We start from the raw sequence: 13,841 nt of genomic DNA on the forward strand, positions 1-13,841 counted from the left end.
CGAAGTTTGGCAGCTCCTTTCAGGCTGATGGCTTTAGATGTAGCATCGGTACTCTGCTGCTAATTGTCCGAAAAGGCTCAGGGGGTGTCCGCACAGCGGATCAACAGAAAATGGGATGTAACATTGTGGCAATTCGTGTGAGAATGCGCAAGTAAGTCGTTTTAAGCTTTGCCACACGTCGTGAAAATGACCGTGGGTGGGCGCATAGCTCAGTCGAGAGCACGCCCAGGTTCATTTTCCCTTCATCGCAAAACTCGGATGGGCAGCTCTGGTAACATGCTCGCTCGCTGAGAACGGGCGCCGGACGCTGCCGATGCAATGTTTAGCAGCTCCATTGAGCAAATGTGCTCAATTTAGTCGTATTGACCTTTACGGAATTTTGAATGCGTCAGCAATTGAAGAGTATCGCCGCAAAGCTTCACCTAATCGAGGATACTCCGCATCGCATCGCATGGGGTATGGCTCTCGGACTGTTTCTTGCATGGACGCCGACCATTGGGCTGCAGACTTTGATCGTATTGCCACTTGCGTTGTTGTTCCGCGCCAACGTCGTTTCATCCGTTATCGGGATTTATCTTTCCAATCCGCTGACGATGGTTCCCATGTACTGGATAGCGTACAAGTTGGGTGCAATATTTCTGAGCGACCTTCCTGCGATCGACGAATTCCCGGTTGATATGTCCTTAGTCAATCCAGCCGAGAGTTCCGGCAACGCGGCAGGAATTGGTTGGCGAGCATGGATTGCGATGTGGATTGGTGGTGCTATCCTCGGCGTTGCTAACGCGATTCCGGCGTACTTTTTCACTCACTGGTTTGTTAGGCAGACGCGAGCCAAAAGGGCGAGGCTGAATGCCGAAAGCGATAAAAAACCAAGCACAACAGTCGACAGTCCTGAATCGCCGCCGGTTCTGGCCAATATTCAAGCGCATGGCGTTTCGGAATAGGCTGCTCCGCAACAATCCTTTGTGCCGCTCCGGCGTTACTTTTCGCTGCGTCAGCTACCAGCAAAGTTCGCTTACTATCCGTTAACAACAAGTCGCATCAGACTATGCCTCTTTCAAAGAGCTGCAGTGGCTCACTTCCCAAGTCGCCGGATGAACCAACAACGAAACGCCCGTCGTTCATGTGGTGAGTTCGGATATATATTCGGATGCATTCGCAAATGCCAGCAAACTAGCTTGGTTTCAATGCAGGCGAACTGCGCAGAAATTGAGGGCAAGCGAGACCGCTCGGGGCCGGTCAATTATTAAGATTTGCTCACATTCGCGACTTCTGCCGAGTTTTGCTTTCAAGTTGAGCCGATGACTGGATCATCTCCTTCCATCATCAGGATCCTAATTAAGCTTTCAAATGGAAAACTTCGCACAACTGACTGCAAATTGGTTACTTCGTCGCTGCAACCCGCGAATATTATCAATTTCCAGCGCGATAGGGATAACCGCGTGCTGCAGCGTATCTGCTCAAGCCCAATACAATACAGTAGTTGTTGCCCAGCAGCCTCCAGCGATTGGCTCGCCCAACGACTCCGTTGAGAGCTTGCTGCAGCGACTCGAAGAAGCGGAGAATCGACTACAGCAGCTAGAAAGTAGTCAGAGCGAAAGCACTTCGCAACCGCAGAGTATTCCGCAGTACTTTCTAGCGCCGGAAGAACCAGCGGCCGCCCCCGAGGAGCCTAAGAAGAAGGAATGGTATGAGAAGTTCCGGATTCGGGGTTACGCACAGTTGCGTATCAATGAAACGCTCGATATCGCCGAAGATTCCGCTCCGGCGCAATACGTAGGCGACAGCTCGGTTGGTCGAAATCAAAGCTTCATCATGCGACGAGCGCGGCTGATCTTGCAAGGCGATGTATCGGAGCACTTGGGAATTTACTTGCAACCTGACTTTGCGTCAAACGTTCCCGGATCGACAGATAGCAATAACTTTGCGCAGATGCGAGACTGGTATGGTGACGTGTATGTTGATTCGACCAAGATCCATCGTTTTCGTGTTGGGCAGTCTAAAGTGCCCTATGGCTGGGAGAACATGCAATCCAGTAGCAATCGGCTTCCGCTTGATCGTAATGATGCCCTCAACAGCGCGGTCCGGAATGAACGCGATTTAGGCGTGTTTTACTATTGGACTCCCGAATACGCGCAGGACTTCTTTGCGGATGTTCTAGAAGAGGGACTAAAAGGCTCGGGGAACTACGGTGTTTTTGGTGCGGGCTTCTACAATGGTCAAGGTGGTAGCTTTAGAGAGCAGAATGACAATCTGCACTTCGTCGCACGATATATTCAACCGATAACGTTTGCAAACGGCCAACGAATGGAAGTGGGCATTCAGGGATACACAGGCAAATACACCGTTCTATCGTCGGCGATTAGTCCTCTAGGTGTTGGGCCAACGGAACGACCGCTTGGTACGCTTGAGACTGGTAACGTGGCAGGCATTCGCGATGATCGCGTTGCAGGAACCTTTGTTATCTATCCAGAACCTCTAGGTTTTCAAGCAGAGTGGACAACCGGCCGTGGACCAAGCTTGAACGATGCACAAACGGAAGTTATCGAGCGTGACCTACACGGCGGATACGTGATGACCATGTACCGTTACCAAACTAACTGCATCGGTGAATTGCTGCCTTTCTATCGCTTTCAGTATTTTCAGGGTGGTTATAAGTTTGAACGCAACGCACCTTTTGCAAGAGTTAACGAACATGAGCTAGGCGTTGAGTGGCAGATGAATAAACAGATGGAACTTGTTAGCATGTATACGATTACCGACCGAACGAATACCCGTGCTCGAAGTTCAGCCGATTCTTTATCTTACGAGCAGTTTAAAGGTAGTTTGCTTCGTTTTCAGTTCCAAATCAATTACTAATCGTCAGCCGCCGAAAAATTAACCCGCCTGTCGGGCGTGATCTCATCGTCGAAGTGGAATAGGCAAGAGCATCTGCCGCACCTCTTCGACGTTCGGGAACAATCTTTGGATTTTGTTGCTGATCGAACCTACCGATTTGAGTTCGGCTTGGCGGCGACCATCGTTTGACCAACGTCTGTCGCGATCGCATTTTCGAGTTGACTTACAAAACCGTAGGCCGTTGTAAGCTGCGATTTGATTTGTTGAAGTCCGACCTGCGCGAGATCACGCCACGAGATATTCGGGAATTGCTTGGCAGCCACCGATTCTATTGGGAGCGATGTCGGCACAACAGCATCAGGTTGTCGCGAACTCAATTCCACAGCGATTTGGTCCTCGTTACAGAGGATTGGCCGACTCTTCCACAAGAATCTGGAATCTTGATTGATTGCGGCCAGTCCCATCGGTTGCAGATCGATGGCCGGAATGATGTGAGCACCAAAAACGGTGCGCACGTCGGACTGAACCAGTTGGCCGTTGATTTCTTTCGGCACGTCCGAATCGGCTCGCATAAGCTCAGTGGCTAGTGCTCGTTCGGCCTCCGTCGGAGCTGTTTTGGTCGGCGATGGTTCCGCATTGCTTGCCACCTCAGAAGCGATTGTATAGTCGACTGGCAGTCTGCGGATGAAGAATGCATACACTTGGGCAGATTCTTTGATCGTAATATAGGGCACTTCTTCATAAGTCGCCTCTACTTGCTTGTTAAACTCCTGCGCATTTTGTGTACTCTGGGCGGAACAGTACGCTTCACTCGCTCGGATATATTGGTCTAGAAATGCCACTTCGGCTGGATCGCTAGCTTGCGCGACATAATCGTGGTGCAAACGCTGGATCCAAAGTCGGTCGCTTACCGTAAAGTCATAAGGTTGATACTCTTCGAGAAGACCGCGGGAGCGGATTGGATCTGCAGCCGCGATAGGCGACATGGGCTGCTCTCTTTTCGAGGCCGAAGCGGCGCGGTTGATATAGTCTGCTGCCAGAAACTTGGATGCTTCCGCAAAATCGCTGATCTCGCATGTGGTTTTTTCGGCTAAGTTTTTAAGCGTACTGCTAACCTGAGAAGCAAAGTTATCAGGGCTGAATCGCGGTAGTATTGGCCGTAGATAGTTAGCGATTTGGTCCGTTCCGGCGTCCGCTGGCGCTTCCAACCTCGGAGGTCGCTGATGCTCCAATCGAGCGACCTCCATGTCCGGCACAGGAATCGAATTGTTCTTCGCTTCAACACGTGAGAGCAACTCGGCATAGTTGCAATTGAAGTCTTCCAATGCGTAGATCGCAGAATTTGCTAACGACACCAAATCGAGTTGGATTAAGGGTGTCGGCCGGTCTTTTTTCAGCTTGTTCGGTTGATAATTCTCAAATCTAGCGTGCGCGTTTGTTGCAAAGCATGCAACCCCTAGCGCGATTGCGAGTAAAGTTTTCTTCATCGGTCAGATTCCTCAGTCCGGCCCTGAACCGACCGCTGCCGACGTTTGGAGCGGTGGCGAATTGGATCGATTCAGGACCGTCAGCGATTGGATTGGGAAAGGCCAAGGGGACGGCGTGCGCATCGGGTAAGGTGGGTGGAGCGACCGATGCTGCGTTGTGTATTGCAATCTAAGTATCGAACAGGCCGCACAAATTTCCTGAGCGTAATAGCTTTCCAAAGCGCATAAGTTTGCGATATTGGTACAGATTCGACTGCTGAAAAGTATTGTTCCGATTAGTCGGAATATGCTAGGACTTTAGCTCGTGAGACTGCCTACGCAGGTATTGAAGGAGAAATAATGCGACGAAGCACGACGGCAATTGGTTTGATTTTGTTCGGGATCGTAATTGGGGTTCTGGTGCGTGACGTCTTCGTGGCAAATGTTGCCGAAGCGCAAACGACGAATTCTCCCCCTCTACAGTTCAATCCACAGGTCCAAAGGAACCCTCTTGCCAACGCTGTGGTTGCTGCAGGCCCGTCGACGATGGTCGCTGAGATATACAACCCGGCGGAAGCTATCAACATCGCTGTCTATGAGCAAACCAATCGCGGTGTCGTGAACATTTCGACGCGAGCAGTACGTGCAACTAGTATGTTTCGTGAAGCGTCAGTCGAAGGAAGCGGTAGCGGATCAGTTATCAGCAACGCCGGCCACATCCTTACGAACTATCACGTCATCGAAGGCGCCCGAGAAATCAATGTTACGTTGTACAACGGGGATTCGTATCCAGCCGAAAAGATTGGTGAAGATGCTGACAATGATATCGCAGTTTTAAAAATTACCGCAACGGAAGCCGACCTTTATCCGATCCCATTTGGCGATTCGTCTGGGCTTCGAGTAGGTCAGCACATCATCGCAATTGGAAACCCCTTCGGCCTCGAACGCACCATGAGCGACGGGATTATTTCCAGTCTCAACCGACAGATTACTTCCAAGACTCGGCGGTTGATCAAATCGATCATTCAGATTGATGCCGCACTAAATCAAGGTAACTCCGGCGGCCCGCTGTTGAATTCTGCTGGTGAGCTGATCGGTATGAATACGGCCATCGCGACGAGTACAGGCGATAACGCGGGAATCGGATTCGCAATCCCAGTCAACACAATCGGCCGAGTCGTCCCGCAGTTGATCGCGAACGGACGAGTCGTTCGCCCAACAATCGGCATAACCCGAGTGTTCGAAGCGGAAGATGGCTTGTTGATCGTCTCTGTGACCGAAGGGGGACCAGCTGACCAAGCTGGATTGCAAGGTTTTACGATCACGCGACGTCGCGTCCGTCGCGGCCTTTTCGAATTTGAGACGGAACAGATCGATCAAAAGTCTGCGGACTTGATCATCGGCATCAACGGTGAAAAAGTGGAGTCTGCGGACAGCTTACTGAGTGTGATCGAGTCGAAGAAAGCTGGCGACAAGGTGACATTGAGGATCATCCGCGGCAATGAACCCAAGGATGTTATTGTGACACTTGGCTCAGACGAGTAAGTGCTTCTGGCCTGGTGATATTCAAGTAGTGTCCATGATCTGCCGTGACGATAACGGCAGTGTCATCCCAGCCGCCGTTGTCTTCGATCCATTCGAAGACTTGATTGACCATCCGTTCCCCTGACAGCATCGCTCCGATCGAATTGTCGATATTGTTCGCATGATTTGCCCAGTCGACGTCACCTGCTTCAATCATAACCCAAAATCCATTCTCGTTCTGTGAGAGAACATCCAACGCAGCGACGGCCATATCGGCGAGTTCCGGGTTCTCGAAGATATCAGCGTGCGTGTATTTTTCGGCGTCTTTCATATCGGGCATCGGCTCGAAGTCGCCGTTTGCCGTACGAAACGGAAGATGGCCATAGGACGTTCCGAAGTAGCCTAGCAGTCGACTGTTTTCAAGAATCGCCTTTTGCGCAGCTTCACGCAAAAGCCTAGCGCCAGATTCTCCCGGAGTCCGCAAGGCGGCTACGTAGGCATTCTGCTCTCGTGAAGTTACTGCCTCAAAATCTTGTTGGGTAAGATAGCGGTTTCCTGGAACGAAGTTTGTGCCTTGTCCCGAATCTGTCTCCGATGTGACTCCCCAGCCGCATCCGATCAAGACGTCTAACCCCGATAACGCAGCTTGCTTATTAACGATACTAGGTAGCCCGATCAGGTCACGTGTAAGATCTTGATAGTCGTCGCGGCTGACGTTCTGTGCATACGCAGAAGCCGGAGTCGCATGACTGATCGGAACGCTACTCACAGCACCGACACTCCATTGCTTATCGCGTTGCAGCCAGTGCGCAAGCGTTGGTACCGGTCGCGCGTTGCGATCCATGTTTACCGCGCCATTGTAGGTCTTGATGCCGGCCATCAACGAAGTCGCAGAACTGGACGAGTCCGTGACGGCATGAGGGCAAGCACGCGAGCGGTTCATCAAATAACTGAAGTCCGCAGGTTTTGCCCAAGGCGTTTCACCTCCCAGCGATGCGCAGTACCCACCATACTGAATTTCGCCAGACGGGAGTCGTACCTGCGCGTTTACATCCACCTCTTCCCCCAGATCATGCGGACTGGTAACGACGTACGCAAAATCAGTCTTCATCTTATCATAGTCTTGAAAAGACAAACCCGATCCGCGACCTTGATCGTACGCGACCTTTCCCGATTTATAGGTTGCAGCCGCCCAAGTTGTTTGCCAATCGGTTCCGTCAAAAACAATGAGGATGACGCGACGCTTGCCATCTTTCTCAATTAGATCTCGTTGTAGACGATAGATATCGGTTTGATCGCCATACTCGGCGTTCGGATTCAATGTGTCCGTTGGCATTCGATGGTATATTTCACGCAACCGGTCTTCATTGCGATAGGCGCTGTTCTTGCCAACATAATCCTGAAAGTCACAGTTGAACGTGTAGACGGGAATCAGTCTGTTTGAATGATTGGTCCAGCCGCTGTACGATGTTGAGCGACTTCCCCAGTATCCCCAGTCAGTAACCAATGCCGCAGCGGCATCGCGTTGCATATCACCGACAAAGTCCTTCTGTTTTTCGTTCACAAGGTCTCCCGTAAACACGACTGCAACTTTCGGAGCTTCATCGGCGGCAGGAGCTTCGGCTTCTGCGCTCGAGTTTTCAACAAGTGGCTGATTGTTTGTCTCCGCAGCAATTGGTGCAGCGACAGCGATCGATTCTTGGCTTAGCAAGACATTAGGCAGGAGAGCGAAGCTGAGTGTCAATGATACTATTGCGAGCGAGTTAAGTTTCATCGTTTTTCAATAGTGTTGAGGCGGGAGGAAGCGAGGCGAGTCAAATCGGCTGCTGCTAAAGTTTGACTCTTAGGATAATTCGTTAACATCGAATACGCGAACCTGAACGGAATACAAGTTACGAAAGCGATGCGTATTGTGGGAAAACCGTGGCAAATTCTCTAGGTCTCTCCCGAAGTTTACCGAAATCTTCATTAACGTGCGACGCTGCCCTGGCATGTCGAGCACGCAAAAACACCGAAGAAAGCACATTCACTTTGCGATACGCGGTCTTGAACGTTCCGACAACGTTCGATCACGGTGTGGCAGAGCAATCTATGTAGCTAGGACGCGGATCTTCCGAGATCCAGCTTTCTGCGGTTGCGAGTATGCACGGACGTCACTCTGAATCCGTTCCGCTATTTCATTCCTAGTACCCAATTCAATTGTGCTTTGCCGCACTTTGTAAGGGGCCTTTTTCACTTAAACTCGCTATCCGGAGATTTGTTATGGTAAAACCTAGCTTGATTAAAACTACACCGCTCGCATTCGCGCTGGCGATCTTGACGACAAGTACGTGCATTGCACAGCAACCGTTGCCTCTTAAAGCCGACCACGACGCTAGCTACAATCTTGCACCGCCCAGCGTTCCAATGCCCCTGACTCTGAAGGCTCAACGCGCCCAAATGGAGATCGCTCAGCGTAAGAACATTTTGATGGAACAGCGAGCTTCAGGAGAATACGCTGCCCGGCCCGCTTTCCGCCAATCTAATTTCTACGGAACCCACATGATGCTTTATCGTCCTTATCAAGCTTATGTAAGGACACCAAGCTATCCGTTTTCCGGCTGGGTTTACTAAAGCTTTTGACAGCTGAGCGAATAACACAATAAAGAACTGGAGCGACTGCGCGTTACCACAGATCGGTTAATGTGCAGCGTCGGTGTGTGGCGTCCGGTTCTTTAGTCTGGCCTATTAGTTCTTCATGTAGTTCGAAGCTATTAATTTGGCTTAGCGAGCGACTCAAAGCCTTCTGGAAGTTCTTCCGCTGGCCAGCGATAACCAAGCCCTTGACCGTTGAGCAATTCGGTTGGAACAACGCCGCCGATAATGCGGTAAAGCGGCTGGTAGATTTTTTCCCAAGCTTCATTTGCGACGGGACAATATTGACGTCCGTTACCCTCGACTGCGCTCACACCGTCCAAGTGTGCAGCCATCGAAGCAGAAGCTAGGAATGATGAACCGACGCAAGTCAAGTCTTGCACGTAAAGCGACATTTTCATCGAACGAGCTGCTGCTGCCAGCAATATTGTTTCCGTGATGGTCTTGCAAGCTTTCAAAGCAATGCCGGTGTAACCAAGCTGATGAGCCAACTTCAGGGAGTCGTATCCAACCAACGACTCATCGACCACGACCGGCTTTAACCGTCCCACGCGATGCATCGTAATGTCTTTGCGTGATTTCATCTGACGCGTCGTAGGCTGTTCAATGTATTGCAGCCGTTCCAAGACCGATCGACTTAGACGATCAACGCGTTCAATGAAATCGATGACATAGTCTTCGTTCGGGCATGCTTCGTTGAAGTCCAACGAGTAAGCCCACTCACGCGTCAATGAAGCGCGACTGGCGATCCGATCGATTTCAATCACACGACCTACGTCCCAGTCCAAGTCGGTACCGCAAAGTTTGATCTTAAGATGGGTAAGTTGTTCCGCATCGATCCACTCTTCAAGCGTTTCCGGTCGACCGTCACCAATCCTTTGATTTTGATCGCGTCGCGACAGCGGATCGGCAGCGCCAACGAGATGGTAAATAGCCAGCGTCGTTTGCGGCGTTTCTCGAATTCCGTCGGTGATCGATTTTCCTGCCATATCCGGCCCAAAAAAGTCTCCCAGATCGCCGCTCAAGAATTCTGGACCCAGGCAAGCGAACGAAGAACGTTGGTGGTACCGACCAAAAGCGTCATGTACGGCTGCGTCGATCGGCGAGCATGCCAGGAGAATCGCAAGATCAGGAATCGGCTCTGCAAGCTTCATCTTTTCGGCGAGCGACTCGGCGACGATCTTTGCCTCTGCAATCAGGTTCACACCGAAACGGAGCGGATGATCGCCAAATTCGATCGTTGGCGCGATCTTGGAGAGCTCGTTGACCAAACCGCCAACAATGCGCACCGTCTGTTCTGCAGGCAACGTTTTCGAGGGCCATGCCCACGCGGTCCCCAAGGTCATCTCGCCGATGCCGTGCCCTTTTCGTCGCTTGCCTTTTTCTTCCAGAACCACCGTAACACGTTGAAGAGTTACATCCTCGACGTTGCGGTTGCCAAATCGCATCGGTAAGCGATAGTTATACTTTCGAGTTGACGGAGTAACCTCAGAGATGCGAAAAGTCGCAGTTTTAACCATGGGTGCAGTCATACCTTCTATTGCTTTGTGCGGGTCGAATCGGGAGTCACCGCAGAGCTAGCCTTCCGTTTTCAGCTCAATCAAACCTGTTTATTTGGAAGGGGGGCATTCTATCCGTTTTCGCTCTAGATTATCAGAGCCAACCTGCCCGATCCGTCAAAGCAGAGCGGAATTCATTGCCATATACCAAATTTTCAGCCTCATACGGTCAGAATCGCTTTGGACAATCTGTGAAAAAAGTCAGAAGTTTTCATAATTCCACTATTGACATGACGACCGGAACACGAAACCCATTTAGTCCGGTGGAAGCGGTCAATCTTTCTAAAGTAATGCCCCCGTTTGGAACGAAACTAAGTCCTGGACAGCTTGTTCTGTTCTTGCGTGCAGCCAAACCGGCAAAACCGGATTGTGCAGGACGTTCAGAACGATTGCAACTGGCCGATGGTTAGGGGGGAATTAGTTCGCAGACCACATACTCTCGGTGAGGTCTGTCGTAAGCCGTAGGGCAACGGTGCGCGGAAACGTGCGCTCAAGCTCAACCGCAGCAGCTTACGATGCAGGTAATACTGCGCTAACGCCTCTTTGGCTGATCTGGCCCGTTGTGCAACAGTCCGCATTGTCTTCATTTGCTAGCGTTGACCAGTTCCGTAATTGGGGTGCGGTAAGGATTGGCGACGGTAATGAAGTTGTGCAGGCTGCAAATCGTCTGAATTTGTACGACATGATAGAACAGGTGCGGACGCTGGATGTGTTTGCTGGGAAGGGATTTCCACGGACGCTCTCCAGCCGAATGCAGGATGACCTGGACCCAGTTGTTCCTGGGCTGATGACCGCTTGCGGTTTTGATAGTTACGTTGTCACTAAACAATTGGAAGGATCCAAGCGTTCTGTGACTTCGAAACGGATTTCATACATCAGCGTGCGAACAAATGCAGGTTATCCAAACGTAAGGGAATGTGGTTGTTAAAGACCAGCCCTTACGCTACGAAGAAATTGAGTTCAGACAAAGAAGGTAACGGAGACTAATTATATGAAGGTGTTCACCACGGGACAGGTCGCCAAGATCTGTAAGGTGGCCCCGCGAACCGTCAGCAAATGGTTCGACTCCGGCCGACTCAAAGGGTACCGCATCCCAGGTTCGCAAGACCGCCGCATTCCCCGCGAGTATCTAATCAAATTCCTCAAGGAGCATGGTATGCCTCTTGGGGACTTGGAAGATGAGGCCATGGCCAAAGTCTTGATCGTAGCGCAAGATCAAGTCCTTATCGAAAATCTTAAGCGCGAGTTGCCTCCAGAGAAGAGCTTTAAAGTTTCGGTTGCCGCTAGCGGCTTCGAAGCGGGCATCCAAGCCGAAAGCTTCCATCCGGATTGCATGATCGTTGACTTCTCAATCGGTAAAATCGAAGCTCTGCAGATTTGTCAAAATCTGCGTAAGAACCTCGACTTCACCGAAATTACGCTCATCGCGTTGCTACCAGACGACGGTTCAGTAATGAGCTTTGATCGTTCGGCCATCAACGAAACTTTCAAGAAGCCATTCGATGCTCGTCTGCTCGCAGAACGACTTCGCACGCTGATTGGTGCAAAGAAAGAGCTAGTCTAGTCTCAATTAATTTTGCGGCTGGGCGAAAAGGGGGACGACCAAGATCGACCAACGAAATAAAAGCCTCATGATGAGCGACTCTGCAAAACAGACCGCCATCAGTGAGGCTTTTTTCGTTTTGATACCGTGCCTTCTAAAAGCCCGGCATCGGCGTCCCAACCTTCCATTGCACAAACCCTTCAATCGCTTCGTATTCTGCCAAGCCCAACCGATTGTAAAGCTCTGCCGTTCCACGATTGCGATCTTCCGCCCGCTGCCAAAACTCCCGCGGATCCGAGCCGGGAAATAGCGCCTTGTCTTTCTGCGACTGATGCTTAAATATCGCTAACCTCTTCCGCAGCAGTTCTTCTGGACTGATCGGAACTGCCATTTCGATCTGATGAGGTCCCCACTCTTGCCAAGCTCCGCGGTACAGCCACAAGCGACATGCACCGAACCAGTCATCTTCAGCGACCTCGCGGCAAGCACTAATGACCGACGCCAGACATGTCCGATGCGTTCCGTGGGGATCTGACAAATCGCCCGCCGCAAATATCAAATGTGGTTTGATGAACCGCAAGAGATCGCTGGTAATCGCAATGTCCTGAGGTCCTAATGGCCTTTTGCGAACGCGTCCTGTTTCATAAAAAGGAAGGTCCAGGAAGTGCAGACGTTCGTTAGGGATATCGCAGCAACGCGTTGCGGCTTGAGCCTCTGTGCGACGAATCAAGCCTTTGATATAGCGAACTTCATCACTATCGATTTGCCCGGGTCGCTTGTTGTTCAGCGACTCTTTGATTTTCTTTTCTACGCTTTCGGTCTGCGCAAAGTCGATTCCGAAATGCCTGTTGAACTCGGCCACGAACTCTGCGAACCGATATGCATCATCATCAAATACGGCAATATTTCCTGAAGTTTGATACGCAACGTGAACTTCGTGCCCTTGGTCAACCAGCCGCAACAACGTTCCCCCCATGCTGATGACGTCGTCGTCCGGATGAGGTGAAAAGACAAGTACTCGCTTGGGAAAGATATGATCGTCGGGTCGCGGCCGATCGCCCGGTTGCTTACGCCGCTCCGGTTTGCCTCCTGGCCAACCCGTAATCGTCGCTTGCACTTGTCGGAAGACCTGCAAGTTCAGATCGTACGCTGTGCCACGCGTGGCGAGCAGATTTTGTAAGCCTTCTTCGTTGTAATCCTCGGCAGTAAGCTTGAGTAAGGGCTTGCCGCATTTGCGAGCCAGCCAGATGACGGCTTTGCGAATCATCGCGTCGTCCCAGACAACATCAACACATCGCCACGGCTCGCGACCTATCGTCAGCTCCTCCGACGCAGCTTGATCGATAACAACCTTGGCATTCGGATGATTCTGCAAGAAGGTTGCCGGTATAGCGGGACTAACATCGCCTTCCACCGTCCTTGCTACGATCGAAGCCTTACCTTCGCCCCAAGCCATCAACACCAATCGTCGTGCAGTTAAGATCGTGCCGACGCCCATCGTGATGGCTCGCCGCGGAACATGTGCTTCGTCAAAGAAATCACTTGCCGCATCACGCCGCGTTACGCGATCAAGCGTGATTAAACGCGTCCTACTCTCGCTACCCGAACCAGGCTCGTTAAACCCAATATGGCCGGTTCTCCCAATCCCCAGAATCTGCAGATCGATACCGCCAACACGTTCAATCTCCGCTTCATACTGCGCGCAGTATTCAGAGATCTTTTCAAGTGGCAGTGTTCCGTCGGGAATATGAGTATTCTCTGCAAGGATATCCACATGATCAAACAGATGTTCGCGCATGAATCGGACAAAACTCTGCAACTCATCGGGCTGCATGGGATAGTACTCGTCCAAATTGAACGTGATCACGTTCTTGAATGACAGCCCTTCCTCTTTATGCAGCCGAACAAGTTCGTCGTAAACGCTGGTAGGCGTGCTGCCCGTCGTCAAGCCTAACACGCACATGCGACCTTCATTGGACCGTTCGACGATCAGATCGGCAATCTCTCTCGCTACCGCACAGCTTGCTTCCGCAGCTGTCGCGTAAATGGAAGTCGCGATTCTTTCGTTCTTCTGATGTATCATCGCAGCCGTCAAATGATTTAGGAAAATCGCCAGTCTTGGATGCAAGCGCCCGTAGGTTGCACATGCTATAGCAAAACAGAAACGTGGTAAACACGTCATCGCTGAGTTGAATATACGCAAGCACGGAGCGTTCGATTGGCGTATAATCAGTCGCGGCGATTAGTCCCTTTAAGCTTGGATCACTCCTATAGCGG

General features: G+C 51.2%; 11 protein-coding genes. 7 read left to right on the top strand and 4 right to left on the bottom strand.

What is annotated here, in order from left to right; all coding sequences use genetic code 11:
* Positions 1-383 precede the first annotated feature (383 nt).
* Both SH451x_RS12345 and SH451x_RS12350 read left to right on the top strand, forming a co-directional pair.
* Positions 384-944, top strand: coding sequence for a DUF2062 domain-containing protein (locus SH451x_RS12345; RefSeq protein ID WP_479362762.1), 561 nt, complete (start codon positions 384-386; stop codon positions 942-944).
* 406 nt (positions 945-1,350) lie between these two features.
* Positions 1,351-2,859, top strand: coding sequence for a porin (locus tag SH451x_RS12350; RefSeq protein ID WP_479362763.1), 1,509 nt, complete (start codon positions 1,351-1,353; stop codon positions 2,857-2,859).
* 128 nt (positions 2,860-2,987) lie between these two features.
* On the opposite strand, the gene SH451x_RS12355 is transcribed toward SH451x_RS12350, so the two are convergent.
* Complete coding sequence (locus SH451x_RS12355; RefSeq protein WP_479362764.1) at positions 2,988-4,325, bottom strand: hypothetical protein; 1,338 nt, start codon at positions 4,323-4,325, stop codon at positions 2,988-2,990.
* 339 nt (positions 4,326-4,664) lie between these two features.
* Between SH451x_RS12355 and SH451x_RS12360 the strand changes: the two genes are divergently transcribed.
* On the top strand, positions 4,665-5,849 hold the full coding sequence (locus tag SH451x_RS12360) for a S1C family serine protease (RefSeq protein WP_479362765.1): 1,185 nt from the start codon (positions 4,665-4,667) through the stop codon (positions 5,847-5,849).
* On the opposite strand, the gene SH451x_RS12365 is transcribed toward SH451x_RS12360, so the two are convergent.
* Positions 5,821-7,602, bottom strand: coding sequence for an alkaline phosphatase (locus SH451x_RS12365; protein WP_479362766.1), 1,782 nt, complete (start codon positions 7,600-7,602; stop codon positions 5,821-5,823). The genes SH451x_RS12360 and SH451x_RS12365 overlap by 29 nt on opposite strands.
* Before the next feature lie 488 nt (positions 7,603-8,090).
* Here SH451x_RS12365 and SH451x_RS12370 point away from each other — a divergent pair, with 488 nt between their 5' ends.
* The gene (locus tag SH451x_RS12370; RefSeq protein ID WP_479362767.1) at positions 8,091-8,441 is read left to right on the top strand and encodes a hypothetical protein; all 351 of its coding nucleotides are present in this window, start codon (positions 8,091-8,093) and stop codon (positions 8,439-8,441) included.
* Positions 8,442-8,581: 140 nt separating this feature from the next.
* On the opposite strand, the gene SH451x_RS12375 is transcribed toward SH451x_RS12370, so the two are convergent.
* Positions 8,582-9,982, bottom strand: a complete 1,401-nt coding sequence (locus SH451x_RS12375; RefSeq protein WP_479362768.1) for an enolase C-terminal domain-like protein — start codon at positions 9,980-9,982, stop codon at positions 8,582-8,584.
* 269 nt (positions 9,983-10,251) lie between these two features.
* On the opposite strand from SH451x_RS12375, the gene SH451x_RS12380 reads away from it, so the two are divergent.
* From SH451x_RS12380 to SH451x_RS12390, 3 genes are all read left to right on the top strand, one after another.
* On the top strand, positions 10,252-10,431 hold the full coding sequence (locus SH451x_RS12380) for a hypothetical protein (RefSeq protein ID WP_479362769.1): 180 nt from the start codon (positions 10,252-10,254) through the stop codon (positions 10,429-10,431).
* A gap of 62 nt (positions 10,432-10,493) precedes the next feature.
* Complete coding sequence (locus SH451x_RS12385; protein WP_479362770.1) at positions 10,494-10,949, top strand: hypothetical protein; 456 nt, start codon at positions 10,494-10,496, stop codon at positions 10,947-10,949.
* Positions 10,950-11,012: 63 nt separating this feature from the next.
* A complete protein-coding gene (locus SH451x_RS12390) occupies positions 11,013-11,585 on the top strand; it encodes a helix-turn-helix domain-containing protein (RefSeq protein ID WP_479362771.1) in 573 nt (190 codons plus the stop codon).
* A gap of 133 nt (positions 11,586-11,718) precedes the next feature.
* Here the strand turns inward: SH451x_RS12390 and nagB are convergent, their stop codons facing one another.
* Positions 11,719-13,647, bottom strand: a complete 1,929-nt coding sequence (gene nagB, locus SH451x_RS12395) for a glucosamine-6-phosphate deaminase (RefSeq protein WP_479362772.1) — start codon at positions 13,645-13,647, stop codon at positions 11,719-11,721.
* Positions 13,648-13,841: the final 194 nt, after the last annotated feature.

Source organism: Njordella aestuarii (assembly GCF_056494165.1).

What these genes read in the sequence shown, in the direction of transcription:
- SH451x_RS12345 (WP_479362762.1), top strand. Translation starts at nt 384, where the DNA reads ATGCGTCAGCAATTGAAGAGTATCGCCGCAAAGCTTCACCTAATCGAG.
- SH451x_RS12350 (WP_479362763.1), top strand. Translation starts at nt 1,351, where the DNA reads ATGGAAAACTTCGCACAACTGACTGCAAATTGGTTACTTCGTCGCTGC.
- SH451x_RS12355 (WP_479362764.1), bottom strand. Translation starts at nt 4,325, where the DNA reads ATGAAGAAAACTTTACTCGCAATCGCGCTAGGGGTTGCATGCTTTGCA.
- SH451x_RS12360 (WP_479362765.1), top strand. Translation starts at nt 4,665, where the DNA reads ATGCGACGAAGCACGACGGCAATTGGTTTGATTTTGTTCGGGATCGTA.
- SH451x_RS12365 (WP_479362766.1), bottom strand. Translation starts at nt 7,602, where the DNA reads ATGAAACTTAACTCGCTCGCAATAGTATCATTGACACTCAGCTTCGCT.
- SH451x_RS12370 (WP_479362767.1), top strand. Translation starts at nt 8,091, where the DNA reads ATGGTAAAACCTAGCTTGATTAAAACTACACCGCTCGCATTCGCGCTG.
- SH451x_RS12375 (WP_479362768.1), bottom strand. Translation starts at nt 9,982, where the DNA reads ATGGTTAAAACTGCGACTTTTCGCATCTCTGAGGTTACTCCGTCAACT.
- SH451x_RS12380 (WP_479362769.1), top strand. Translation starts at nt 10,252, where the DNA reads ATGACGACCGGAACACGAAACCCATTTAGTCCGGTGGAAGCGGTCAAT.
- SH451x_RS12390 (WP_479362771.1), top strand. Translation starts at nt 11,013, where the DNA reads ATGAAGGTGTTCACCACGGGACAGGTCGCCAAGATCTGTAAGGTGGCC.
- nagB (WP_479362772.1), bottom strand. Translation starts at nt 13,647, where the DNA reads ATGATACATCAGAAGAACGAAAGAATCGCGACTTCCATTTACGCGACA.